General features: G+C 54.3%; 24 protein-coding genes. 10 read left to right on the forward strand and 14 right to left on the reverse strand.

Going from position 1 to position 26,265, the window contains the following annotated elements; genetic code table 11:
- Window positions 1-25: 25 nt before the first annotated feature.
- The 5 genes from CJO09_RS03570 to CJO09_RS03590 all read right to left on the reverse strand — a co-directional run bounded on the left by CJO09_RS03570 (window position 26) and on the right by CJO09_RS03590 (window position 6,057).
- Window positions 26-466 carry a MaoC family dehydratase gene (locus CJO09_RS03570; protein ID WP_119441083.1) on the reverse strand — a complete coding sequence of 147 codons (441 nt, stop codon included), beginning with the start codon at window positions 464-466 and terminating at the stop codon, window positions 26-28.
- 32 nt (window positions 467-498) lie between these two features.
- Window positions 499-1,761 carry a benzoyl-CoA 2,3-epoxidase subunit BoxA gene (boxA, locus tag CJO09_RS03575; RefSeq protein WP_119441084.1) on the reverse strand — a complete coding sequence of 421 codons (1,263 nt, stop codon included), beginning with the start codon at window positions 1,759-1,761 and terminating at the stop codon, window positions 499-501.
- A 117-nt stretch (window positions 1,762-1,878) separates the two neighbouring features.
- Window positions 1,879-3,306, reverse strand: coding sequence for a benzoyl-CoA 2,3-epoxidase subunit BoxB (boxB, locus tag CJO09_RS03580; protein WP_119441085.1), 1,428 nt, complete (start codon window positions 3,304-3,306; stop codon window positions 1,879-1,881).
- A gap of 32 nt (window positions 3,307-3,338) precedes the next feature.
- Complete coding sequence (gene boxC, locus CJO09_RS03585) at window positions 3,339-4,997, reverse strand: 2,3-epoxybenzoyl-CoA dihydrolase (protein ID WP_119441086.1); 1,659 nt, start codon at window positions 4,995-4,997, stop codon at window positions 3,339-3,341.
- 127 nt (window positions 4,998-5,124) lie between these two features.
- Window positions 5,125-6,057 (reverse strand): helix-turn-helix transcriptional regulator, encoded by a 933-nt coding sequence (locus CJO09_RS03590; RefSeq protein ID WP_245961210.1) that lies wholly within the window; start codon window positions 6,055-6,057, stop codon window positions 5,125-5,127.
- Window positions 6,058-6,217: 160 nt separating this feature from the next.
- On the opposite strand from CJO09_RS03590, the gene CJO09_RS03595 reads away from it, so the two are divergent.
- The 9 genes from CJO09_RS03595 to CJO09_RS03635 all read left to right on the forward strand — a co-directional run bounded on the left by CJO09_RS03595 (window position 6,218) and on the right by CJO09_RS03635 (window position 15,430).
- A complete protein-coding gene (locus CJO09_RS03595) occupies window positions 6,218-6,685 on the forward strand; it encodes a DUF4863 family protein (protein WP_119441087.1) in 468 nt (155 codons plus the stop codon).
- A gap of 108 nt (window positions 6,686-6,793) precedes the next feature.
- Window positions 6,794-8,353 carry a 3,4-dehydroadipyl-CoA semialdehyde dehydrogenase gene (locus CJO09_RS03600; RefSeq protein WP_119441088.1) on the forward strand — a complete coding sequence of 520 codons (1,560 nt, stop codon included), beginning with the start codon at window positions 6,794-6,796 and terminating at the stop codon, window positions 8,351-8,353.
- 67 nt (window positions 8,354-8,420) lie between these two features.
- A complete protein-coding gene (locus CJO09_RS03605) occupies window positions 8,421-9,980 on the forward strand; it encodes a benzoate-CoA ligase family protein (protein ID WP_119441089.1) in 1,560 nt (519 codons plus the stop codon).
- Between the two features lie 9 nt (window positions 9,981-9,989).
- Complete coding sequence (locus CJO09_RS03610; protein ID WP_119441090.1) at window positions 9,990-10,817, forward strand: alpha/beta fold hydrolase; 828 nt, start codon at window positions 9,990-9,992, stop codon at window positions 10,815-10,817.
- A gap of 65 nt (window positions 10,818-10,882) precedes the next feature.
- The gene (locus CJO09_RS03615; protein WP_119441091.1) at window positions 10,883-12,043 is read left to right on the forward strand and encodes an ABC transporter substrate-binding protein; all 1,161 of its coding nucleotides are present in this window, start codon (window positions 10,883-10,885) and stop codon (window positions 12,041-12,043) included.
- 35 nt (window positions 12,044-12,078) lie between these two features.
- The gene (locus tag CJO09_RS03620; RefSeq protein ID WP_119441092.1) at window positions 12,079-12,960 is read left to right on the forward strand and encodes a branched-chain amino acid ABC transporter permease; all 882 of its coding nucleotides are present in this window, start codon (window positions 12,079-12,081) and stop codon (window positions 12,958-12,960) included.
- 5 nt (window positions 12,961-12,965) lie between these two features.
- A complete protein-coding gene (locus tag CJO09_RS03625; RefSeq protein WP_119441093.1) occupies window positions 12,966-13,964 on the forward strand; it encodes a branched-chain amino acid ABC transporter permease in 999 nt (332 codons plus the stop codon).
- A 9-nt stretch (window positions 13,965-13,973) separates the two neighbouring features.
- Complete coding sequence (locus CJO09_RS03630; protein ID WP_119441094.1) at window positions 13,974-14,723, forward strand: ABC transporter ATP-binding protein; 750 nt, start codon at window positions 13,974-13,976, stop codon at window positions 14,721-14,723.
- Window positions 14,720-15,430: an ABC transporter ATP-binding protein gene (locus tag CJO09_RS03635; protein ID WP_119441095.1), complete on the forward strand. Its 711-nt coding sequence runs from the start codon at window positions 14,720-14,722 to the stop codon at window positions 15,428-15,430. The genes CJO09_RS03630 and CJO09_RS03635 overlap by 4 nt, the downstream gene beginning before the upstream one ends.
- 28 nt (window positions 15,431-15,458) lie before the next feature.
- Here the strand turns inward: CJO09_RS03635 and CJO09_RS03640 are convergent, their stop codons facing one another.
- The 9 genes from CJO09_RS03640 to tkt all read right to left on the reverse strand — a co-directional run bounded on the left by CJO09_RS03640 (window position 15,459) and on the right by tkt (window position 25,339).
- On the reverse strand, window positions 15,459-16,529 hold the full coding sequence (locus CJO09_RS03640) for an L-threonylcarbamoyladenylate synthase (RefSeq protein ID WP_119441096.1): 1,071 nt from the start codon (window positions 16,527-16,529) through the stop codon (window positions 15,459-15,461).
- A 38-nt stretch (window positions 16,530-16,567) separates the two neighbouring features.
- Complete coding sequence (locus CJO09_RS03645) at window positions 16,568-17,755, reverse strand: 5-(carboxyamino)imidazole ribonucleotide synthase (RefSeq protein WP_119441097.1); 1,188 nt, start codon at window positions 17,753-17,755, stop codon at window positions 16,568-16,570.
- Between the two features lie 12 nt (window positions 17,756-17,767).
- Window positions 17,768-18,295, reverse strand: a complete 528-nt coding sequence (purE, locus tag CJO09_RS03650; RefSeq protein ID WP_179950510.1) for a 5-(carboxyamino)imidazole ribonucleotide mutase — start codon at window positions 18,293-18,295, stop codon at window positions 17,768-17,770.
- 64 nt (window positions 18,296-18,359) lie between these two features.
- On the reverse strand, window positions 18,360-19,238 hold the full coding sequence (locus CJO09_RS03655; protein WP_119441098.1) for a phosphoribosylaminoimidazolesuccinocarboxamide synthase: 879 nt from the start codon (window positions 19,236-19,238) through the stop codon (window positions 18,360-18,362).
- Window positions 19,239-20,303 carry a class II fructose-bisphosphate aldolase gene (fba, locus tag CJO09_RS03660; RefSeq protein ID WP_119441099.1) on the reverse strand — a complete coding sequence of 355 codons (1,065 nt, stop codon included), beginning with the start codon at window positions 20,301-20,303 and terminating at the stop codon, window positions 19,239-19,241.
- Between the two features lie 35 nt (window positions 20,304-20,338).
- On the reverse strand, window positions 20,339-20,965 hold the full coding sequence (gene mog / locus CJO09_RS03665) for a molybdopterin adenylyltransferase (RefSeq protein WP_119441100.1): 627 nt from the start codon (window positions 20,963-20,965) through the stop codon (window positions 20,339-20,341).
- A 29-nt stretch (window positions 20,966-20,994) separates the two neighbouring features.
- Window positions 20,995-22,191: a phosphoglycerate kinase gene (locus CJO09_RS03670; protein ID WP_119441101.1), complete on the reverse strand. Its 1,197-nt coding sequence runs from the start codon at window positions 22,189-22,191 to the stop codon at window positions 20,995-20,997.
- A 74-nt stretch (window positions 22,192-22,265) separates the two neighbouring features.
- Entirely contained in the window at window positions 22,266-23,279 is a 1,014-nt protein-coding gene (gap, locus tag CJO09_RS03675) for a type I glyceraldehyde-3-phosphate dehydrogenase (RefSeq protein ID WP_119441102.1), read from the reverse strand.
- A gap of 14 nt (window positions 23,280-23,293) precedes the next feature.
- On the reverse strand, window positions 23,294-25,339 hold the full coding sequence (gene tkt / locus CJO09_RS03680; protein WP_119441103.1) for a transketolase: 2,046 nt from the start codon (window positions 25,337-25,339) through the stop codon (window positions 23,294-23,296).
- A 203-nt stretch (window positions 25,340-25,542) separates the two neighbouring features.
- On the opposite strand from tkt, the gene CJO09_RS03685 reads away from it, so the two are divergent.
- Window positions 25,543-26,265, forward strand: coding sequence for a 16S rRNA (uracil(1498)-N(3))-methyltransferase (locus CJO09_RS03685; protein WP_119441104.1), 723 nt, complete (start codon window positions 25,543-25,545; stop codon window positions 26,263-26,265).

Raw genomic sequence — 26,265 nt, forward strand, 5'->3', positions numbered from 1 at the left:
CCTTCCATTTCAGGAAGGACTATGATCAGGATTGCCCCAAATCGAACAAACTCGTGGCCTCCAACTCCAGCACCTGATCATCATTCTGGTTATATACACGCCACGTCCAGCGCACGATCCCCAAATCTTTACGCGTTTCTGAAACGCGCACGTTATTAACCGTAAGTTCCAAACGCAAAGCGTCGCCGGGGCGCGTGGGTAATAACCAACGAATCTTATCAACGCCGGGAGACCCGAAACTTTCAGAGCCTGCCAAGGCAGAATCAGCTGCCATACGCATCGCTAAACTGCACGTTAGCCAACCACTGCCAATCAGGCCGCCCCAACGGCTGTTATTGGCCTTCTCGGGGTCGGTATGAAACCACTGGGGGTCGAACTGTTTGGCAAAGTCAATCATGGTTTTTTCATCAAGCACCACAGGCGGGTGCTTGATGACCATGCCATCTCGAAACTCACTAAATTTCATGAAATACAACCTTTCATCGATTGAACTGAATACTAGTAAGTTTCGAAGTGTAACCGACCTTGGGTTTTAAGTTGGGCGTGAACATCTTCCCATTTCTTGCCGCTTTCCGTAACGATGTCTTTCAGTGCAGCCAACACACCTTCTTCCATGCCTTTCAAGCCACAAACATAAATGCAGGTTTTGCTATCGTTGATCAACGCCAAAACATCAGACGCGCGCTCGCGAATCACGTCTTGTACATACTTTTTGGGGCGATCGGCCTGCCGCGACAACGCCAGGTTAATATCGATAAAGTCTTTGGGCAGATTCATAAGCGGCCCAAAGTAAGGTAACTCACGCTCAGAACGCGCACCAAAAAATAACATTAATTTGCCACGGTACTTGCCTTCTTTATTCAGGCGACGGCAATGTTCAGTCATGGCACGCATGGGCGCAGCCCCTGTGCCGGTACAGATCATGACCAGGTTTGAGTCGGGCAGATTAGGCATCAGGAAACTGTTGCCGTACGGGCCAATCAACTTCACCGAATCGTTCTTTTGCAGGTCGCACAAATAATTCGAACACACCCCTTTTACCGGATTGCCGTCGTGGTCTTCCACAACACGCTTAACGGTAATCGACAAATTGTTGTAACCGGGCCGCTCACCGTCGCGCGGACTGGCAATGGAATATTGCCGCGCATGATAAGAACGACCGTTCTCGTCTTCACCTGCGGGGAAAATGGCGATTGACTGACCTTCCAGAAGCGGCATGGGCGTGTCGCCCATGTCGAGCACAATATGGTGAATGTCGCTGTCTGTATCGCTATCGGTAACACGATAATTACCCACTACTGTCGCAGTAACCGGGTTTTTATGCGTATACAAATTGGTATACGGATGGGCTGCCGACCAAGGCGGTATGCTCGCACCCGCTGCCGTAAACGGCTTGTTTTCGAGGTCTTGATCGCCTTCTTCTTTTTGTGCCTCGGAGGCCGTTGGTGCTGCCGGTGCTTTTGCCTCAACAACTTCAGCCCCTTCCGGCGCTTCCTGCGGCTCAGGTAATTCGTCCCACGTAAATTGCTCTTCAATGGAGTAAGCGTTGTCGCTTACCACTTGAATCCAGTTGTCGATTGCACCGGTGGGGCACGGCGGCACACAGGCCATGCAATCATTACATATCGACGCATCCACTACGTAATTGTTGGAGTCGTGCGTAATGGCATCGATCGGGCAGGTTTCTTCGCAGGTATTACAGCGAATGCAAATTTCCGGATCAATTAAATGCTGCTTCATGACTGTGGTGGCCGTTGTCATTTTTGGTCTCCGTGACGCACTACTGAAAATGTGCGGCTATGTGACGATATTCTGTCAAGATCAATGTGCCGGAGCACCCGGTAAAGGCGCCCCGGCACACTGTTAGTCTACGCTTTTTTAATTGAATCGAACGTATTCGAAATCAATTGGCTGACGGTTGATACCCATGGGAGGAGGTGCAATCCAGTTGGCAAACTTGCCGGGCTCAACAACACGCCCCATCAGGGAAGCAACATACGCACGGTCTTCCTCTGTCGGCAACCACTTGTCGACGTTGGCATTCCATTGCTCTTCGGTCAGTACCGTTCCGTCGGGCGACACACGGATTCCCGACAAAGTACCAATACGACGGTTGAACGCTTTGTGAGGAACGGTGAGACGGAAATCAATGCCGGCCTTTTCCAGCACTTTGTTCCAACGGTTCACACCGGCCACTGAATCGCGGATGTAGTCGTCACGCAATACTTCGTTCAAGGCATTCAGCATAGGAACCTGAATCTCACGCAGCTCGCCGTTATGTACCTCAAGAATGGGGTACGTGTCGTTCTTCAGCAAGTGGTCATCGGTACGTTTGCCTTCTTCGTGACGACCTTTCAAACCGGCACTGTAGAAGATAGCCGCATTTGAAGACTGGTCGGCACCGAACAGGTCGATCGTGACACTGTAGTGGAAATTCAGATAACGCTGAATGGTCGGCAAGTCGATGACACCTGCTTTGCGAATCGCTTCCGGATCAGTCGTTTTCAATTCGTTCATGACCTGAGCGGTACGTTGCAACACGCGCGACACACCCGATTCGCCCACAAACATGTGGTGAGCTTCTTCGGTAAGCATGAACTTGGTGGTCCGTGCGAGTGGGTCGAACGCCGACTCGGACAAGGCGCTCAGCTGGAATTTTCCGTCGCGGTCGGTAAAGTACGTAAACATGTAGAACGCCAGCCAATCTGGGGTTTTTTCATTGAAAGCACCCAGAATACGCGGGCTGTCTTCGCTACCGGAATGACGCTGCAACAGTGCATCGGCCTCTTCACGGCCATCGCGACCAAAATAACGGTGCAACAGGTAAACCATGGCCCACAGGTGACGACCTTCTTCTACGTTCACCTGAAACAGATTACGCAGGTCGTAGAGCGAAGGTGCCGTCAGACCCAAATGACGTTGCTGCTCAACCGAAGCCGGTTCGGTGTCGCCTTGCGTCACGATAATGCGGCGCAGGTTGGCACGATGCTCGCCGGGCGCATCTTGCCAGGCGGCTTCACCAAGGTGCTCGCCGAAGTGAATCTTGCGTTCACCGTCTTGTGGGGCCAGGAAAATACCCCAGCGGTAATCGGGCATTTTTACGTAATCGAAGTGAGCCCAGCCACTGGGGTCCACACTAACGGCGGTGCGCAGGTAGACATCCAATTCCTGGGACGCTTCCGGACCCATATCCTGCCACCATTGCAGGTAATTGGGCTGCCAATGTTCCAGCGCACGTTGCAACGTGCGATCACTGGACAAATTGACGTTGTTTGGGATTTTCTCGGAATAATTAATACCGGACATGTCGTTGACTCCTTAATTGGTTATCGCCTAACTTACACACGATCCCAGTCGAAACTGGCTTTCTCACCTTTGCCATACAACCGCAGGGCGCCTTTGTCGCCCGAGGCATTCGGCCGATAGAATATCCAGTTTTGCCAAGCCGACAACCGGCCGAACACACGGGTTTCCATCGTTTCTTTCACGCCGAAACGCAGATTGGCTTCCAGGCCGGTCAGCGAATCGGGTGACAATGCACGGCGCTCTTCCAGCGCAATGCGCACTTCATCATCCCAATCGATATCATCGAGAGAGTAGGTAACCAGCCCCAGCGACTCCGCCTCTTCGGCACCAATTGTGCTGCCAATCTTGGCACGGACCGCGTCAATAGCCGGCGCTTCCTCGTAGAAGCGACGTTCAATACGGCTTAGCGCATTCACCATGGGATACGCGCCGAAATTCAGTTCATTTACGGCAATTTGCGCAGGTTTGTCGGTTTCAGGGTCATCCAGCATATAAGTACGGTCGCAAGCCAGTGCCAACTCGAGCAGCGTGCCCACAAAGCATGAACCGGGTTCGATCAGAGCAAACAGCGAACGTGAGGAGACATCGAGGCGGGCAAGCGTACGACGCAACATGCCGACCGTTTCGCGAACAAGCCAGTTATCGCTGAGCTTTTGCAAAGTTTCATCGGCCGCCAACACGCGGGACGCATCGCCTTCGGTTTTGAAAACCCAGGTACCAATGTCTAACTCGTTAGTACGCATGTGCAAAATCGCGTCGTCGAGTTCGCGTGCCATTTGCAGGGGCCACCAAGCGGCACCCTGAGACTCAATGCCGGCAATGTCGGTCGGTACGTCGGCATCGGGCGCTTTAACAACCCAGGTTGCAGAACGCTGCTCACGATCAATCGTGATTTCGACGTATTTGTACTTCACGCCGTTTTCACTTTCTTCACGCTCAACACGTGTCAGCTGAACACCTTTGGCGTCGGCCGGACGATTGCTTTGCTCTGCCAACTCGGCAGCACGTTTCTTGACACCCTCTTCAAACTGCGCAGGCTTGATGATGTCATCAACCAAACGCCAATCTTTAGCTCGCTCCCCACGCACGCCTTCCACCAAAGTGCAGAAAATATCGGCACGATCGTGACGAACTTTGCGCTTGTCGGTAACGCGCGTTAACCCACCCGTACCCGGCAGCACGCCCAACAGCGGCACTTCCGGTAAAGAAACGGCGGAGGAACGGTCATCGATAAGCAGGATTTCGTCGCATGCCAGCGCAACCTCGTATCCACCACCGGCACATGCGCCGTTTACGGCGGCAATAAATTTCAAACCGTTGTGACGGCTGGAGTCCTCAATGCCATTACGGGTTTCATTCGTAAATTTACAGAAATTCACCTTCCAGGCGTGGGACGACAAACCCAGCATAAAAATATTGGCGCCCGAGCAGAAAATACGATCTTTCTTGCTGGTGAGTACGACAGTCCGAACTTCCGGATGCTCGAAACGAATACGCTGCAACGCGTCGTGCAATTCGATATCGACACCCAGGTCATAGGAATTCAGTTTCAGTTTGTACCCGGGACGCAGACCAGCGTCTTCGTTAACGTCCATCGCCAAGGTGGCCACCTGGCCATCAAAACTGAGATCCCAGTGCTTATATTGACTGGGATCGGTGCGAAAATCGACGGGGGTAGCGGCTTCACTCATGGATGAGTCTCCTAATTATTTAACCGGAATAATAGTGCATCTGTAGATTTTTCATGCATAATAATGCAACAAATTTCCGGCGTCAACTTTTTTATGCAAAAAAATGCATGCTTGCACTAAAGTGCACCTACACAAGAGGCAGACCTGCAACCTCGCGGATGTGCGTACGCAGTGCGTCGAACACTTCCGACAAACTGCGTTGGCTTGTCATGCATACGTAGTCGGCCTTCGAATAAAATGCCTCGCGCCCGGCCAGAATGCGCTTAAGGTCGGCCATGGCCTCGTTATTGCCGGCCATGGGCCGGAAGTCGCCCTGCGCCATTACACGCGCCATATGATCTTCCGGACTCGCTTTCACCCACACGGTATAACAGTGGGACAACAGTAAATTCATGGTTGAAGGTTCGGAAACAATACCCCCTGGCGTGGCAAGCACCATTTCAGGATATAGTTGCAGCGACTCTTCAAGGGCACGTTTCTCGTAACGCCGATAAGCCGTAGGCCCATACAGACTGTGGATCTCCAGAATGCCGCACCCGGCCACGCGCTCGATTTCCGAACTAAGTTCGACAAAGGGATAGCCGATATCGGCCGCCAGCATGCGCCCCAAGGTTGATTTTCCGGCACCGCGTAGCCCCACGACGGCAATTTGCTTTGTGCGATTGCCTGCAGTGGAAACGGCTTGCCCGACAAACAGCTGCGCCAGCGCCTCTCGTGCCTGCTGGAGCTCCTGCTCCGAGCGATTGTGCAACAGCTCCCGAATAAGCAGCCATTCAGGCGTAGAAGTGGTCACGTCACCCACCAATTCCGCCAAAACGCAATTAAATGCCTTGGAAATCTGCAGCAGAACCAGGATGGATACATTCCCCACACCCCGCTCAAGATTGGCAAGGTGACGTTCAGACACGCGCGCAGCTCGCGCGAGCTCTTTACGCGTCATCCCCCTAATGGCGCGTAGCCGCCGTACCCGCTCCCCAAGAGCGATGAGATACGGGTCGCGATCCTGGCTGCCTGTCTCCTCAGCCGCCAGGACTTTCTGATTTAATGCTTTATTGTTCACCCAGAAAAACCCTAATGAGTCGATATAGATGCATTATAATGCTTGACAATTGGAAAGAAAAGGCCTAATTTTGAGTCTTGGCGAGGGCGCCTTGCTGGGTTAGATAGCATTTTATTGCTTTGGCCCGGCACTCGACTCCGCTAAGAAAGGATACATAAAAATGAACCTCGAGACATTTCAGCAACTCATTCAAAAAGTAACCAATCATATTGGCGACCGTCCGTTGAATAAAACGTTGCAAGACGACCTGAATCAAACCTTCCCTGTTGGGGGCGACGTTTACAACGGAATAGTCAACGCCTGTCGCACAGGCGTTGCGCAAGGCTGGATGTGCCAATACGAAGGGGGCGGCATTCGTTACGGGCGGGTCATCAAGCCAACAGATGTACTCAATGGCTATTCGGTCGACGTGGTCGATATGAAAGACCTTGCCGGGCCCCACCATCGCCACCCAAACGGCGAAATCGACCTGATCATGCCCATCGACGACACCGCCAAGTTCGACAACCACCCGGCCGGCTGGCTGGTGTATGGGCCCGACACGGCGCACAGCCCCACCGTGAGTCAGGGCCAGGCATTGGTTCTGTATCTTTTGCCTGAAGGCAAAATCGAATTCACCCGCTCATAGGCTATGGGCCCACTGGGCCGCCTGTTTGCAAGGTGCCCGGCACAATTGCCGCTACACGGCGGCCCCCATCACAGTACGGCACCTGTTTCTACGAGAAAAAGACACGTTATGACAAAACTCGCAAACTATCTTGAAGGACGCTGGCAAGAAGGAAGCGGCAACGGCAGCCCGGTTCTCGACCCCATCACGGGTGAGACGTTGGCCACCGTTAGTGCCGATGGCCTGGATATGCATGCCGCCTACGATTACGCCAGGCAACAAGCCGGGCCCGCCTTGCGCAAATTAAGCTATGCCGAACGCGCTGCCTTGCTGAGCGACATTGTGAAAGTGCTTCAGGCAAATCGCGACAAATACTTTGATATCTCGCTGCGCAATTCCGGCACGGTACAAAATGACAGCTCGGTCGATGTCGACGGCGCCATTTACACGCTATCCTTCTATGCCAAAGCCGGTTCCAAAATGGTGGAAAAAGCCTTGCGCCTCGACGGTGAGTCGGCACCGCTGGCAAAAGACAACGTCTTTGCCAGCCAACACATTTATGTCCCCATTCAGGGGCTGGCCCTCTTCATCAACGCATTCAACTTCCCGGCATGGGGCCTGTGGGAAAAAGCCGCGGCCGCGCTGCTATCCGGCGTTCCCGTTGTCATCAAACCCGCCACCTCCACCGCCTGGTTAACCCACGAAATGGTGAAAGATGTCGTCGACGCCAACATCCTGCCGGCCGGCGCCTTGAATATCGTTTGCGGCCGCCCCGACGCTTTGCTCGACGCGTTAAACGGTCTTGATGTCGTGTCTTTCACCGGTTCGGCCGACACCGCCGCATCGTTGCGCGACCATCCTCGCATCAAACATGACGGCGTGCGTTTCAACGCGGAAACCGACAGCATTAACAGTGCGGTTCTGGGCCCGGACACCGACGATGACGCCACCGGGCTGCTGGTGCGCGAAGTGGTGCGCGAACTCACCATCAAATCAGGCCAGAAATGCACCGCGATACGCCGTATTTTTGTCCCCGAATCGAAATACGATGCAGTGGCGCAGGCTATTTCCAACAAACTTAAAACCATTACGGTGGGTGATCCTCGCAAAGAAGGCGTTCGAATGGGCAGCCTGGTGAATCTCTCACAACGCGACGCCATTCTCGAGGGCATTGAAAAACTGGCGGAATGCAGCGATATCCTGTTTGATGGCCGCACGGAAAGCACTATTGATCTCGACAACGAAAATACAGCGGTCGTCCCACCCGTACTATTCGGGGTACGCAACCCCGACGATCATCCCCTGGTTCACGAAATGGAAGTGTTTGGCCCGGTCGCCACGCTCATCCCTTATCGCAACACAGAACACGCCTTCACGCTAACACGTCGCGGCATGGGTTCATTGGTTGCCTCGGTATACAGCAATCAGCCCGATTTCCTGGCGCAAGCAGCCGCAACCCTGGCGGAAAGCCACGGTCGTGTACACCTTATCAACAACGACGTAGCCAAAGCCCATACCGGGCACGGCAACGTGATGCCGCAATCGAACCATGGCGGCCCAGGGCGCGCCGGCGGCGGCGAAGAACTGGGCGGCTTGCGCGCCCTGCGCTTTTATCACCGGCTCGCGGCCATTCAAGGTTCTCCCGAGGTCTTGGGCAAATTGGCCCAGGAAGCAGGTTCTGAAAGTTAATAAAACAAATTATTGCCTGTCGTGCTTCCAATACCCCGACAGGCCTCCTTTTTTCGGAGACAACAAAATGGAAGTCTGCCCTGCAGAATTGAATTACGCCCAGTATCTGGCTGAGTTCAACCGTTCGCGCGCGTCAAAAACTGCCTATATCGACGACACACGCAAAATTACCTACGGTGAGCTGGCTGATCTTTCCGCCCGTTTTGCGGGCTTGCTCAAAAACCTGGACATCCGTCGGGAAGAGCGAATTTTGCTGGTGATGCACGACACCGTTGATTGGCCGGTGGTCTTTCTGGGTGGCCTGCATGCCGGCGTGGTACCGGTTGCGGTCAACACACTTTTAACAGCCGACGACTATGCGTACATGCTTGAACACAGCCGGGCTCAGGCAGTGTTCACCTCACCCGGCCTGGTGGAAACGGTTCAGTCGGCCATGCAAAACTCACGCCACGAAGTCAAGAAGGTCGTCGTGGCCGGGGTCGGCGCGGACGAGCTGCCCGCCGATGTAGCCCATTTCGACACACTCATGCAACAGGCAGAAGCGTTGCCGCCCGTACACACAAAAGCCGACGAAATCGCGTTCTGGCTTTACTCTTCGGGCTCTACAGGTCAGCCCAAAGGGGTGGTTCACAGCCATGGCAACCTTTGGTACACCGCCGAACTCTACGGCAAGCCCGTACTGGGGATTCGCGAAGACGACATCGCTTTTTCCGCCGCAAAACTGTTTTTCGCTTACGGCTTGGGAAATGCGCTGACCTTTCCATTATCAGTCGGTGCAACCGTCGTGTTAATGGGAGAGCGCCCCACCCCCGAAGCCGTTTTCAAACGTCTTGTAGAACACAAACCCACTGTTTTCTATGGCGTACCCACGCTGTATGCCAGTATGCTGGCGTCGCCCGCCCTTCCGGCCAAGGAAGATGTCGCCATTCGCGTCTGTGCCTCAGCAGGTGAAGCACTGCCCAAAGACCTGGGTGAACGTTTTACGCGCCACTTTGGCTGCTACATTCTCGACGGCATCGGTTCCACCGAAATGCTGCATATTTTCCTGTCAAACCAAATGGGCGATGTCCGTTACGGCACCACTGGAAAGCCGGTACCTGGATACGAAGTTGAGCTGCGAGACGACTCCGGTAAACCCGTTCCCGCCGGCGCCATCGGTGATCTGTATATACGGGGATCCAGCGCCGCACTGATGTATTGGAACAATCGCGCCAAAACACGCGAAACCATGTTGGGCGAGTGGCTTAAAAGCGGCGACAAGTACGTTTGCGATGCAGACGGTTATTACACTTATGCCGGCCGAAGCGACGACATGATCAAAGTGAGCGGCCAGTATGTTTCCCCGGTCGAAGTGGAGAACGTACTGATCCAGCACGAAACCGTTCTTGAAGCGGCGGTCATCGGCGTTGAAGACAGTCAGGGGCTGGTAAAAACATCCGCCTACGTCGTGCTGCGCTCCGGCATCACCGCAGACGCCGAGACTCAGAAAACACTGCAGAATTACGTGAAATCCCAGTTGGCGCCGTTCAAGTACCCACGCACGATCCATTTTGTCGAAGATCTTCCCAAAACAGCTACGGGTAAAATCCAGCGTTTCCGACTGCGCCAGCGCGAACAGAACAGCTAAGATTTCAACATGAGTAATCTGTCCATCACCCACCGCCAAGTCCCCATTCGCGTCGACGATCGCGATTATGAGCTCGAATGCCAGTTCATTTCGCCGGAGAAAACCGACCGGGACCTGGTTATTTTCCTGCACGAGGGTTTGGGTTCAGTTGCCTTGTGGCGTGATTGGCCGGCGCAACTTTGCGAACAAGCCAACTGCCGTGGGCTGGTTTACTCACGCTATGGTTATGGCGCCAGCACACCCCGACCACCTGAGGAAAAATGGCCGCTTGGCTACATGCATATACAAGCGGAAAAAGCCTTGCCGGCCCTGTTGGAAGCGCTGGATATGGAGCACGAACGGCCTATTTTGTTCGGCCACAGCGACGGCGGCTCTATTGCCCTGCTTTATGCGGCGATGTACCCCAGCCGCCCCAAGGCCATTGCAGTAGCGGCGCCCCATATCTTTGTTGAAGATGTCACGATAACCAGCATTGAACAAGCGCGAGAGGCTTATCTGAACACTGATCTGCCACAACGTTTCTCCCGTTATCACCAGAACCCCGACTCGGCATTCTGGGGTTGGAACGATATCTGGCTTAACCCCGAATTCAAATACTGGAACATTGAAGCCTATTTGCCCAAAATCCAATGCCCTGTTCTGGCGATTCAGGGGAAAAACGACGAGTACGGCACGCTAGCCCAAATCCAAGGGATACAACGGATAGTGTCGCACGCAGAACTCTGTATTATTGATGATTGCCGTCATTCTCCCCATAAAGATCAGCCGGAAGTCCTGAACCAGGCGTTGGTGGCTTTCATACAAAAACTGAACGAAACGTTACCCACCAACCCATGAACCTGTTTTTATTGCGCCTATGCGCAGCCATAGCAGTACCTTTACAACACCAAGGAGTAGACACAATGAAGAAAGTCTTAACGGGCACCGCACTCGCCCTTTCTCTCGCATTCGGCGCAGGCGCTGCGTCGGCCGAAGTCAAAGTGGGCTTTATGTTGCCTTATAGCGGCACCTACGCTCAATTGGGTGAAGCCATTGAAAACGGCTTCAAAATGTATGTGGAAGAACAAGGCGGCAAACTTGCCGGCCAGGAAGTCACCTATTTCCGCGTCGACGATGAATCCAACCCATCCAAAGGGCCCGATAACGCCAACCGCCTGATCAAACGCGACAACGTCGATATTCTGATCGGTACGGTTCACTCCGGTGTGGCCATGGCCCTGGCCAAAGCAGCCACCGAGAGCGACGTTACCCTCATTATTCCGAATGCCGGCGCCGTTGCCATTACCGGCCCACTGTGCAGCAAGAACGTCTTCCGCTCATCATTTTCGAACTGGCAACCTGGCTACGCCATGGGTGTTGTCGCCGCGGAAGATGGTCACAAGAAGGCCGTGACCATTTCCTGGAACTACGCTGCGGGTAAAGAATCCACTGACGGCTTCAAGGAAGCATTCGAAAAAGGCGGCGGCGAAGTTGTCGAACACCTGACCCTGCCTTTCCCCCAGGTTGAGTTCCAGCCGCTGCTCACGGAAATCGCTTCTATCAAGCCCGACGTCGTCTATACGTTCTTTGCGGGCGGTGGTGCCGTTAAGTTCGTACAGGATTACGCAGCTGCAGGTCTTAAAGATCAAATCCCTCTGGTCGGCGCCGGCTTCCTGACCGACGGCACGCTTAAAGCACAAGGTGAGTCCGCTCAGGGCTTGCGCACTGCGCTGCACTACGCCGATGGGTTGGATAACGAGCTCGACAAGAAATTCCGCGAGAATTATTCCGAGAAGTATCCCGATTTGCCGCCTGATGTTTACGCGGTTCAGGGTTACGACGCAGCACAAATGCTGGCGGCCGGTATGGAAGCGGTAGACGGCGACGTCAGCAAGAAAGACCAAATGCGCGATGCCATCCGCAATGCAACCATCAAGAGTCCACGCGGCGATTTCACCATCTCCAAATCCGGCAACCCCGTTCAGGATTTCTACCTGCGCGAAGTTAAAGGCATGGACAATGTTCCTGTGAAAATCGCGGTTGAGGATCTGGCTGACCCCAGCCGCGGCTGCAAACTGATGTAATCACCCTATAAAAAAACAATACTAAAGGAGGCCATGTGGATCCGGTCATTTTCCTTATTCAATGTCTGAACGCTGTCCAGTACGGGCTGCTGCTCTTCCTGGTTGCCAGTGGGTTAACACTCATTTTCGGCATCATGGGCATCATCAACCTGGCTCACGGCAGCTTCTACATGATCGGCGCCTACATGGCCTTCGCGCTAGGACCTCTTGTTGAACAGTATGTGGGTGGGGGGTTTGTTACAACCCTGCTCGCCTGCGTTATTTTGTCGGCCATTCTGGGTTACTTCCTGGAATGGGCTTTTTACAGCTATCTTTATCATCGCGATCACCTGCAGCAAGTCCTCATGACTTACGGCCTTATCCTGGTGTTTGAAGAGCTGCGCAGCATCATTATTGATAACGACGTTCATGGTGTCGACACGCCGTCCTGGTTAAGTGGGGCCATCTCGCTCGGCGACATCATGACTTACCCCACCTACCGTCTCTTCATTTCGGTGGTCTGTCTGGTCGTTGCAGGCTTGCTTTATTGGTTACTTACACACACACGCCTGGGCATGATGATTCGTGCCGGCGCCAGTAATCGCGACATGATCAACTCACTGGGCATCGATATTAATCGCTTGTTCCGTATTGTTTTTGCGCTGGGCGTTGCGCTGGCGGCTTTTGCCGGTGCCATTGCGGCTCCTGTGTCCTCGGTTTATCCCGGCATGGGCCACTCCATTCTTATTATCTGTTTCGTTGTGGTCGTGATTGGCGGCATTGGATCTATTAAAGGGGCGTTCGTCGCCGCCATGCTCATCGGCTTTGTCGACACCTTCGGCCAAGTCCTGTTTCCGCAAGCCGCAGGCGTTCTGGTTTACGTCATGATGGCCGCCATCCTGTTATTCAAGCCCGAGGGGCTCTTCAAGCAAGGCTAACAACAATGCACTCCTCGATACGCAACTTTATCCTGCCCCTGCTTCTTTTTGTCGTCACCGCGCTGCTGCCCTTGGTCACGTCCGAGTACTACACTGCGCTGATCGTCAAAATCATGATTTATTCATTATTTGCGCTTAGCCTGCAATTGCTGGTTGGCTGCACCGGCCTCATCAGCCTGGGCCATGCCGCGTTCTTCGGCATCTCCGCCTACGCGGTTACTTTATTGTCGCCCCAATACGAGTCCGGCAATTTATTGTGGATGTTACCCGTTAGCATAGGGATCGCAATGGTGTATGCCCTGATTACCGGCGCGCTGTCGTTGCGAACCAAAGGCGTCTATTTCATTATGGTCACCCTGGCGTTTGCGCAAATGGCTTACTACGTCTTTCACGACACCAAAATCGGTGGCGGAAGCGATGGCATCTATTTGTACGTTCGGCCCGAATTCCGCATTGGCGACTGGGTTATCCTGAATCTTGATAACGCCTACGTTTTCTACATGTTTGTACTGGTTTGCCTAACCCTTACGTGGGTATTTCTTGCCATGCTCATGCGTTCGCGTTTCGGCGCCGCGCTCACCGGCATTCTGGTGAATGAACAGCGCATGCGCGCAGCCGGTTTTTCAACGTTCGGATACAAGCTCACGGCCTACATCATTGCCAGTGGCTTGGGTGGTCTTGCCGGCATTCTTTATGCCGCCAAAGACGGCTATGTGAACCCTGAACTGATGAACTGGGAACAGTCGGGCCTGGTACTGCTTATGGTTATTTTGGGCGGTATGGGCCGGCTTTCAGGTGCGGTTATCGGCACCATTACACTCATTCTGCTGCAGGAAATATTCCAGTCGCAAGCATTGTTCGGCGAGTTTGCCGTTCACTGGCACCTTACCTTCGGCCTGGCCATTATTATTCTGGTGGCGCTCATGCCCAAAGGTTTAATCGGACTGCCTGAACAACTTCGCGCCCGCCGCCGCTCTTCGGCCGGCTCACCTGCTGCACACTAGAGGTAAAGCATGACACAAACCTTATTGTCGGCCAAAAACGTCACCCGTCGCTTCGGCGGCCTGGTCGCCATCGACAATGTCTCCGTCGATCTCGATCGGGGTCAAGTCCACGCCGTAATTGGTACCAACGGTGCCGGTAAATCCACACTCATTAATGTGCTTTCCGGGGAAATTCCGCCCAATGAAGGCTCAATTATCATGAACGGAACGGACATTACCCGCTGGCCCCAACCCAATCGGGCACGTGCCGGCCTGGGCCGAAGCTACCAGCGCACCACTATTTTCCCGACTTTAACGGTACATGAAAATTGCCGTTTATCGGCACAAGCCAAGCACCAAAAATTCTGGAGCTGGGCGACCCCCGCAAAAAACTGCCGCATCAGTAATGAAGCAGCCGACCGCGCGCTGGAGCTAACCGGTTTGGCCGAATACGCCGACCACACCGCGGGGCTGTTATCACACGGCGGGAAACGTCAACTCGAAATCGCCATGTGCCTGGCCACACACCCAACCGTTCTGCTTCTCGACGAACCGCTAGCGGGCATGGGGGCGGAAGAAACCGACCGCATGCTGGATCTACTGGACTCGCTCAAAAAGGAACATGCCATTTTGCTGGTGGAACACGATATGGATGCCGTATTTCGAATTTCCGACCTCATCACCGTGATGGTGAACGGGACCGTTATTGCGCATGGCGACCCTGAAGCCATCCGCACGAACCACGAGGTACAAACGGCCTACCTGGGAGAAGACGAATGACTGTATTGATCAACGCTCAGGGGTTGAATACTTTCTACGGTGCAAGCCATGTTCTTTTCAACGTTAATCTGAAAATTCAGGCGGGCGAGTCGGTTGGCCTTCTGGGCCGCAACGGGATGGGTAAAACCACGCTTATTCGCACCCTGATGGGCCATTTGCGCCCAACCAGTGGGAATATCGTTATTCGCGACAAAGACCACACGCGCTCCGCACCATACCAAGTTGCACGTGAAGGTGTCGCCTATGTCCCCGAGGGGCGCGGCATTTTCCCCAACTTGAATGTTCGCGAAAATCTGCTGGTTGCCGCTCGTTCCGGTGTGAACGGCCGAAACGACTGGAACTACGATCGCGTGTTGGAAACTTTTCCACGTCTGACGGAGCGTCTTGGCCACGGCGGGCAACAGCTTTCGGGCGGTGAGCAGCAAATGTTGGCCATTGGGCGCGCCCTCATGACCAACCCCGACATCCTGATTCTTGACGAGGCAACCGAAGGCCTGGCGCCACTGATCGTGGCCGAAATCTGGCGCATTATCGACACCATTCGTAAAAGTGGTGTGTCCACGCTGATTGTCGACCGGAATTTCCGCAAGGTACTGGCCAACACCGACCGGTGCGTGGTACTTGAAAAAGGCGTCGTGGTGGAAGAAAAAGACAGTGCAACCCTGTCAAAACAACCCGAACTTTTAACCCGCTACCTGGGTGTATAAACGCGCTGAGGCACACGCAAAAAGCAGGTTAACTGCTGAATGCCGCCGCAGCGCGCTTCAATCGGTCTTGCACAGCGTGCCAGGCTGCCTCTTCAGGCGGCGCCTGTACCAACAGGCAATCAAAACCGCCTAAATCAAGGCGCCGTAAATTGGCATAAAGATCCCGGGCATAAACAACGGGGTCTTCCGCTGCCGACATCCACGTAAACCCGGCATTCGATTTCCCGGTTAAATCAGAGGCTACCGGGCCGATGACCAATATCGCAACGTGCTGGTTCCCGCTTGGTGTCGAGCCCAAACCGGCAAGCGATAACACTGCGTCCACACCCAAGCCGACAAGGCGATCAATATCCGCCCGGGAACGCAATAATAACGGCGTATGGGGTGCATAGTGTGCTTTCAAAGAGCCGGAGACTTTCGGCGCCGCCGCATCCGCATGCTCACGCGGCATTACCCCCAATACACCGGCAATGTCAGTGGCGGAAATATGCCCTGGTCGCAACAACACCGGCCCCACGCTTTCAAGACGCGACAAATCCAGAATCGTAGACTCAATCCCCACTTCGGAACTACCCCCTTCAAGCACAAGGAGGTCCGCCTCGCCCAAATCGGCAAATTCTTCACGTACATGACTTGCCTGGGTGGGCGAAACCTGGCCAAACTTGTTCGCCGACGGCGCAGCCACCCCCCCGTTTCCGTTCTTCAGGGCTGAAAAAGCCGCAAGCAATTGTCGCGCAACAGGATGCGCGGGGCAACGCAGCCCGATGGTAGTCTGCCCGCCACTGACCTGGGCTGGAATATGATCTGCACGCTCAAGAATCAACGTAAGCGGTCCCGGCCAGAATGCACGTATCAATGCATGCGCCTCGTCCGGGATATTCTTGGCCCAATAGGAAAGGTCGGCACCTGGCGCAACGTGCACAATAACCGGATGATTGGATGGCCGCCCTTTGGCCGTATAGATACGCGCTACCGCTTCAGGGTTCTCGGCATCCGCCCCCAAGCCATAAACCGTTTCAGTTGGGAACGCAACCAGCCGCCCCGCCAGCAGTTGTTGGGCAGCTTGATGGATTGGGTCATAAGTGGTGCGGGTATTCACGCTTAAATGGCTTATGCTTTTAATATTAACGGCCGTACTTAGTAAGGCAGGTTCAACAAACGCTTCACTTCGTCCGCTTGATGCGTTGCGCGCTCGAGGGATTCGGCAACAACAGTAATATGCCCCATTTTCCGGCCTGGGCGCGCATCGGCCTTGCCATATAAATGCAAATGCGCCCCGGGAATAGACAAAACGGCCGGCCAATCGGGTTCTTCATACTGCCCCTGGTCGTTAAACCAAAGGTCACCCAACAAATTCAGCATTACCGAAGCACTGTGCGCCTGCGGATGACCCAATGGTAAACCCGCCATAACCCGAACCTGTTGCTCGAACTGACTTGAGACACAAGCATCGATTGTGTGATGACCGCTATTATGAGGGCGTGGCGCCACCTCGTTGGCCAACAAAGCACCACCGTCTAATACAAAAAACTCGACGCACAATACACCCCGATAATCAAGCGATCTGGCAATGCCGGCCGCGGCATCGCGCGCCTGATCAAGCAACGCATTGCCTAACCCCAGCTCATCGGCTTGAGGAGAGGCGCTTGAAACCGCCAAAATACCGTGATGATGCACATTGACAGCGGGTGCGTAAAAAACACATTCGTCGTTATAGCCGCGCGCCATGACAACTGAGATTTCACGCTGAAGCGGCATCAAGGCCTCCAGAACGCAGTCGACTTTGTTGAACTCAACAAAGGCTTCGTACGCTTCCACCCGCGAAGCGACCCTTGCCTGACCTTTTCCGTCGTAACCCAAACGCGCCACTTTCAGAATGCCCGGGAACAAAGATTCGGGCGCGCTTTGCAAATCATCTTCAGAGCGTACCGGAATATAAGGCGCAACCTCGACACCCGCTTTCTGAATAAACGCTTTCTCGTCGATTCGATTCTGCACAATTGCCACGGCATCACCCGAGGGACTTACATTAGAGCCCTGCGCCTGAATAAACCGCAAACTATTGGCCGGAACGTTCTCGAACTCGGTAGTGACCGCCGGACAGCGCTGCGCGAGCTCGGTCAACGCCGATTCATTGTCGTATGCCGCGCGTAAATGGAAGTCTGCAACAGCACCGGCCGGACTATTGGCGTCTGGGTCAAGCACCGCCACCTTGTAACCCATGCGCTGAGCTGCATGACAAAACATACGACCCAACTGACCCCCACCTATCATTCCCAGCCATTGTCCTGGTTTTATGATTGTGTTGTTGCAATCGTCAGACATAAATTCATCAACTCAAGAAGACTGAGGCGGCGGCACAACCATTGCCCGGGCCGCTTCCGTTTGTTTTAGGCGAAATGCATCCAGTTGCTCTGCCAGACGTGCATCTGTTGTCGCCAGATTGGCAATAGCATGCAAAGCCGCATTGGCCGCACCCGCTTCGCCAATGGCAAACGTGGCAACCGGCACGCCTTTAGGCATTTGCACAATCGACAGTAAAGAATCTTCACCACGTAAATAGCGCGACGGCACAGGAACGCCGAAAACAGGAACTGAGGTAAGCGCGGCCATCATACCGGGCAGGTGGGCGGCGCCCCCCGCCCCGGCAATAATGGCCCGAAGCCCCACCCTGCGCGCATCAGCGCCGTACTGCGCCATATCGGCGGGCATGCGATGTGCTGAAATAACCTTAACCTCGTGCGGCACCTGAAACTGCGTCAACATATCAACTGCGTGCCGCATCACCTCCCAGTCGCTGGAAGAGCCCATAATAACCCCCACCAAAGGGGCACTATTATTCAAGACAGAGGATGATTGATTCATGGCAATAACAATGGCTTAAACAACACGCGAAACCGGCCATGACTTCACCCGGCAACGGACTGTCTTAAGTGGTTAAACGGGTTAACGCCTCGTGATACTTGGCTGCGGTTTTCTGTATTACGTCGTCGGGCAAACGCGGTGCCGGCGCCGTTTTGTTCCAGGGTTGCTGCTCCAGCCAATCGCGTACGAACTGCTTGTCGAAAGAAGGTGGGCTGCTACCTTCATTGTATTCATTCGCCGGCCAAAACCGCGAGGAATCGGGCGTAAGAACTTCGTCCATTAAATGCAACTGCCCTTGTGCGTCGAGGCCGAACTCGAACTTGGTGTCGGCAATAATAATGCCTTTGCCAAGCGCAAATTCAGCGGCTTCACCATACAACTGCAAAGTAACGGCACGGATTTTTTCCGCCATGGCTTGACCCACTTCCGCTACCAAATGGCTGAATTCAACGTTCTCGTCGTGCTCACCCACTTCGGCCTTGGCGGCCGGCGTAAAAATGGCTTCAGGCAAACGGCCGGCCAGCTTCAAACCGGACGGTAGCGCAATACCGCACACCGCACCCGTTGCCTGATAATCTTTCCAGCCTGATCCAATTAAATACCCCCGCGCTACGGCTTCAACCATGACAGGCTTCAGGCGTTTTACCACCATGGCACGGCCTTTTACCTGATCGCGCTCGTTGGGTGCCACCACCGATGCGGGATCGATGCCGGTTGCGTGGTTGGGTATCACGTGTGCCAGCTTATTCAGCCAGAACTCGGTTAACGCAGTTAGTACCTGCCCTTTGCCTGGTATGGGGTCGTCGAGGATGACGTCGAATGCAGAAATGCGATCGGACGCGACAATAAGTAAAAGGTCGTCGTTGACCGCGTACATATCGCGCACCTTGCCCCGTGCAAGCAGGGGCAAGGACGGGATGCTGGACTGATGCAGGGCGGACATTTACTGAACCACTTGCGCCAGGTCGCCGGCCGAATAACGGCGTGCCATTTCATCAAGCGCAACGGGTTTAATTTTGCTGCCGTTACCGGCGCAACCGAATTGCTGATAACGTTGCAGACAAATTTCCTTGGCGGCCGCCCGGGCAGGCTTCAGATATTCGCGTGGATCGAACTTGGACGGATTCTCGGCCATAAAGCGGCGAATGGCGCCCGTCATGGCCAAACGGATATCGGTGTCGATATTGATTTTGCGCACACCATGTTTGATGGCTTCCTGAATTTCTTCCACGGGAACCCCGTAGGTTTCTTTCATGTCACCGCCAAACTCACGAATTTCGGCGAGCAGCTCTTGGGGAACGCTGGAGCTGCCATGCATTACCAAATGCGTGTTGGGCAGACGCTGGTGAATTTCTTTAATGCGCGAAATCGACAGAATATCGCCAGTGGGTTTACGGCTGAATTTGTACGCCCCATGGCTGGTGCCAATGGCAATCGCCAGCGCGTCGAGCTCGGTTTGACGCACGAAATCGGCTGCCTGTTCGGGGTCGGTAAGCAATTGTTCCATGGTAAGCGTACCTTCCGCACCATGGCCGTCTTCCTTGTCACCCTTCATGGTTTCCAGAGAACCTAAACAACCGAGTTCACCTTCTACGGTAATACCCAGTTTGTGCGCCATTTGAACCACTTTACGGGTAACGTCGACGTTGTATTCGTATTCGGCAATGGTTTTGCCGTCTTCTTTCAACGAGCCGTCCATCATGACGCTGGTAAATCCCAGGTCGATGGCGCCCTGACAAACTGCAGGCGATTGACCGTGGTCTTGATGCATAACCACCGGCAAGTGCGGGTAACTTTCTACAGCCGCCTGAATAAGATACTTCAGAAAGCCTTCACCGGCGTACTTGCGGGCACCTGCAGAGGCCTGCATGATAACCGGGCTATCGGTTTCATGGGCAGCCTCCATAATGGCCTGGACCTGCTCAAGGTTATTGACGTTGAACGCGGGGATACCATAACCGTTTTCGGCAGCATGATCGAGCAGCTGACGCATGGATACGAGGGCCATGAAAAGACTCCTGAAAGCAAATTAATATAAAGGGTTCATTTTACCCGAAGCGCCGACTTGGGACGGAAAGCCCGCACCACGTCTTCCCGGGTTTCTATATACGGGCCGCCGATCAAATCAATGCAATACGGTACGGCAGCAAAAATGCCTGCCGCCAGTACATTGCCTTCGGCATCTTTCAAGCCCTCCAGCGTCTCTTTAATGGCTTTGGGCTGGCCCGGTAAATTAATAATCAGCGCAGCATGTTCCGTGGTCTCACGAATGACTGCCACCTGGCGCGACAAGATTGCGGTTGGCACAAAACGCAGGCTGATCTGGCGCATTTGCTCGCCGAAGCCGGGCATCTCTTTTGTACCAACTGCCAGTGTCGCCTCGGGCGTCACGTCGCGACGCGAAGGACCGGTTCCTCCGGTGGTCAGCACCAGATCGCAGCCGACCTTATCGACCAATTCGATTAGCGTTGCCGAAATTTGATCCGGCTCATCGGGAATGAGGCGTGTCGCAAACTGAGCAGGTTCAGTCAACGCAGCGTTCAGCCAATCTTGCAAAGCGGGTATCCCTTTATCTTCGTATGTGCCCGACGAGGCACGGTCGGAAATAGAGACCAAGCCCACTAATAGTTGATCGGGATGCGCACGAGATAAACGATCTGACTCAGACATCGACAATACTCCTGTTGTTCGAAAGCGCCTTAGTCTTGCGCCCTGCGTTCAAGTACATCAACGGCAGGCAGGGTTTTACCTTCCAGGAACTCCAGGAACGCGCCGCCACCCGTAGAGATATACCCTACCTTATCGGTGATATTGAACTTGGCAATGGCCGCCAGCGTATCGCCGCCACCGGCAATGGAAAACCCGTCCGATTCGGCAATGGCTCGCGCAATGGTTTGCGTGCCTTTGGCAAACGCATCGAATTCGAAAACACCCACAGGGCCATTCCAGACAATAGTACCCGCCTGCTTCAATATATCGGCCAATTGAGCGGCAGTTCTGGGACCGATATCCAGAATCAGGTCGTCATCGGCCACATTTTCAGCGTCTTTAACCTCGGCCGGCGCATCGGCACCAAAGGTTTTGGCGCACACCACATCAACCGGAATGGGTACGTCCGCACCACGCTTTTGCATAATGTCCATTACCGCGCGCGCTTCTTCAACCTGATCGGGTTCCGCCAAAGATTTTCCAATGGGCAAGCCTTTGGCCAGCATGAACGTGTTGGCAATGCCGCCGCCCACAATCAATTGATCGACCTTGTCGGCCAGCGCGCGCAGAATTGAAAGCTTGGTAGATACTTTTGAACCCGCCACAATGGCCACCATTGGCCGACGCGGCGCCTTCAACGCTTTGCCCAAGGCTTCTAATTCAGCTTCCAGCAAGGGGCCCGCGCATGCAACAGGCGCAAACTGCGCAATACCATGCGTTGTGGCTTCAGCACGATGCGCCGTGCCAAACGCATCGTTCACGTAAACGTCACACAAGGCGGCCATTTTGCGAGCCAGCCCTTCATCGTTCTTTTTCTCGCCTGCGTTTCCGCGCGCGTTTTCAAGCAATACTACTTGGCCTGGCTGAACATTCACGCCGTCCACCCAGTTGGTCACCAGCGAAACACTCATCCCCAATAATTCGCCCAGGCGCTTAGCCACCGGTGCCAGCGAATCGGCCTCAGTCAACGCTCCTTCTTTTGGGCGCCCCAAATGCGAAGTCACCATTACCGCTGCGCCGGCATCAAGTGCCAGGCGAATGGCCGGTACGGAAGCGCGAACACGCGTGTCTTCGGAAATGTCCCCTGCGTCATTGAACGGGACATTCAGATCGGAACGAATAAATACGCGTTTGCCTTTTAGGGCATTGGTACCGGCTAGTGCCGTAAGGGTTTTAACATTAGACATAGCAAAAGAAGAACGAGAGAGCGATGAAATGGAACAAGGGCGGGAACCCCCGCCCTTGTGTGGACTAAAACAACTTATTTGGCTGACATTAAAGCAACCGTGGTATCAAGCATACGGTTCGAGAAGCCCCACTCGTTGTCGTACCAGGAGCACACCTTGACCAAGCGACCCGAGACTTTGGTTAAGCCGGCATCAACCGTGCTGGATGCCGAGGTGTGGTTGTAGTCTACCGACACCAAAGGCTCTTCACTGTAATCCAGAATGCCTTTCAATTCCGCAGACGCAGCCGCTTCCTTCAAAAGAGCGTTCACTTCCTCAACCGATGTATCGCGCGAGGCAACAAAGGACAGGTCAACAATGGACACGTTAATGGTCGGCACGCGCATGGCAAAGCCGTCGAGCTTGCCGTTCAATTCAGGCAGAACCAATCCCACAGCCGACGCAGCACCGGTTTTTGTGGGGATCATGCTGGAGGTGGCGGAACGGGCACGGCGCAAATCAGAGTGATAAACGTCGGTCAGTACCTGGTCGTTCGTGTATGCGTGGATAGTGGTCATCAAACCATTTTCCAAACCAATTTTGCGGTGCAAAGGCAGAACCAGAGGGGCCAGGCAGTTTGTCGTGCACGATGCATTGGAAATGACCGTATCAGACGCTTTCAACACATTGTGATTGACACCGTACACCACCGTGGCGTCAACGTCTTTACCGCCGGGCGCGGAAATAATCACTTTCTTGGCGCCGCCTTGAATATGCGCATTTGCTTTTTCCTTGCTGGTGAAAAAGCCGGTGCATTCCAGCACAACGTCGACGCCTAACTCGCCCCAGGGCAATTCAGCGGGATTGCGATTGGCCAGCACACGAATGCGGTCGCCATTGACCACCATGTAATCACCGTCGACCTCAACCGTGCCGGGGAAGCGCCCGTGAGCGGTATCGTAACGGGTAAGGTGAGCATTGGTTTTAGGGTCACCTAAATCGTTGATCGCCACGATTTCAATATCGTGGGATTTTCCACCTTCATAGTGGGCACGCAGAATATTGCGGCCAATACGGCCAAACCCATTAATCGCTACGCGAATTGCCATGACATTTCTCCTGTTTACAAAACCTGTTCAACGACCTCGGCCACCCTTTCGGCGGTGAGGCCAAAATGCTTGAATAACACCCCACCCGGCGCCGACTCACCATAGGAGTCCAGGCCAACCACTGCGCCGTTCAAGCCAACATACTTGTACCAACCGGCTGTCACGCCGGCTTCAACCGCGACACGTGGTGCGCCTTCAGGCAGCACACTGCGTTTCCATTCGGCGCTTTGCTCGTCGAAAACATTGGTGCACGGCATGGAAACCACACGTACCGGGATGCCTTTTTCGGCCAACTGTTGTTGCGCCTGCAATGCCAAGGCCACTTCGGAGCCCGTGGCGATAATGATCGCCTTGAAGTTGTCTGCGTCGCGCAAAACGTAACCACCCCGGGAAATTGCCTGGATGGTGGTGTCGTCCCGCTCGACAAAAGGCAGGTTCTGACGCGACAAGAGCAACGCAGACGGCCCGCCGTTATTTACATTCATACCAATGCTGGACGGGCGCGAAACGGATTCAGACCAGGCCACAGCGGTTTCGGTCGTGTCGCAGGGGCGCCATACATGCAAGTTAGGAATTAAGCGCAAGCTGGCGGCATGCTCGACTGACTGGTGGGTGGGGCCATCTTCGCCCAGCCCAATTGAATCGTGCGTGAACACATGCACCACGCGCTGCTTCATCAACGCCGCCATGCGGATGGCATTACGGGAATAATCGGAGAAGGTAAGGAACGTACCGCCAAAGGGCAAATACCCGCCATGCAAGGCCACGCCATTCATAATGGCGGCCATGCCAAATTCGCGTACACCGTAGTTAATGTGGCGGCCGAATTGCACACCAGCGTTGGTGGCACGTACCGGCGCAACCCCTTTCCAGTCGGTAAAGTTCGAACCGGTAAGGTCGGCCGAGCCACCCAGCATTTCCGGCAGCAAGGGCGCGAAAGCCGTAATAACAAATTGGGATGCCTTGCGGCTGGCAACGGTTTCTGCGCGCTCTGCTGTGGCCTTAATGAACGCCGTAGCCTGCTCTGCAAACTCGGCAGGTAACTCACCCTTCATACGACGAGTGAATTCGGCCGCCAATTCAGGGTGCGCTTTGGCATAGGCGTCGAACTGATTTTCCCATTCCGACTGCCACAACTTTCCTTTAATGCGGCCATCCCAACGCAAATAAATATGATCGGGAATTTCAAAGGGGGCATGGGGCCAGTCGATTGCTGCGCGCGTTGCGGCAATTTCGTCGTCGCCCAATGGCGCGCCATGCACTTTCTCGGTGCCGGCCGCATTTGGCGCGCCTTTACCAATAACAGTGCGGCAGCATATAAGCGTTGGGCCGCGTCCTTCACCAGCCCAGGCTTTGGCCTGCTCAATGGCTTGATCAACAGCCGCAACATTATGGCCATCGACATTACGAATGACGTTCCAGCCATAGCTTTCAAAGCGTTTGGGTGTGTCATCGGCAAACCAGTCTTTCACTTCGCCGTCGATGGAAATGCCGTTATCGTCGTAGAAGACAATGAGCTTCGACAATTTCAGGGTGCCAGCCAACGAGCAGGCCTCGTGGGAAATGCCTTCCATTAGGCAACCATCACCCACAAAGGCGTAAGTGAAGTGATCAACAATGGCGTGACCGTCTTGGTTGAACTCTTTGGCCAATAATGCCTCGGCCAGCGCCATACCAACAGCGTTACTTACCCCCTGCCCAAGTGGGCCGGTCGTTGTTTCCACACCGGGCGTAACCCCCACTTCAGGGTGGCCTGGTGTACGCGAGTGCAGTTGACGAAAATTGCGCAATTCTTCAATGGGCAAATCGTAACCACTAAGGTGCAACAAAGCATAAATAAGCATGGAACCATGCCCATTGGACAGCACGAAGCGGTCTCGATTGGGCCACGCCGGATCAGCTGGATTATGACGCAGGTGGCGCGTCCATAATGCTTCAGCAATATCGGCCATGCCCATGGGCGCACCAGGATGCCCGGATTTGGCTTGTTGCACGGCATCCATGGCCAAAGCACGTACGGCATTAGCCAGGGAAGAGTCTTGGGTCGGCGAAACGCTCATTGGATACTCGCTATATGAAGGCGAACCCTATCAGGGCAAACCCCAATAAAGAAAGATTGCAAAGCCGAACATTTTAACACCCGCCGTACATTTAGCCTGTTACATGTCAAATGAACGCAACATTTTGACGGCGGCACGCTAGAATTAAAGGCTTTCAGGCACCCGGCCTCCAAGGTCCATTTGCTTACCCCGGACACCCCTTAATGACTGCTCCGCGCTTTTTCTACCCCTTCTCGCCGCAATGCGGCGATACGATTGAACTACCCGACACACTGGCCCACCATGCCGTTCGAGTCTTGCGCCTTAAGCACGACACACCGATAGTGTTATTCGACGGCCGGCAGGGGCAATATCACGCGACCTTAATTCTTGAAGGCAAGAAAGCCCTGGCCCATATCCATAAATATGAAACCCGAAATGTTGAGTTGGCCGGCCATTTAACGTTAGGGCAAGCGTTAGTCTCGTCGGACAAAATGGATTGGATCATCGAAAAAGCGGTTGAAACAGGTGTACGCACCTTCATTCCGGTTTTAGCGCGACGCAGTGTAGTCAATCTGGGCGCCGAACGCATCGGCAAGAAAATGCGCCATTGGGAGAAAATTATTGAGTCGGCCTGCGCCCAATGCGGTCGCAATCAACTCATGCAACTTACCGAACCAAAAACACTGCCATCCCTGTTGGCAACCACCGACCTGACGCTTATTTGCCACCCCGACGCCCCCCACTCCTTACGCGACGTGCTGAACCCATCCTCAAATCACATCACCTTGCTCATTGGGCCCGAGGGTGGCTGGTCGGAAGAAGAAATGGCGCAGGCCGATAAGGCCGGGGTCAAACCAGTTCGTTTCGGCAAGCGCATATTAAGAACAGAAACCGCAGGGCTGGCCATGGTATCGGCCATTAGTGCCCTGCAAGACTGGGAATAG

The organism is Neopusillimonas maritima (genome assembly GCF_003576595.1).
Taxonomy (GTDB): Bacteria; Pseudomonadota; Gammaproteobacteria; order Burkholderiales; family Burkholderiaceae_B; genus Neopusillimonas; species Neopusillimonas maritima.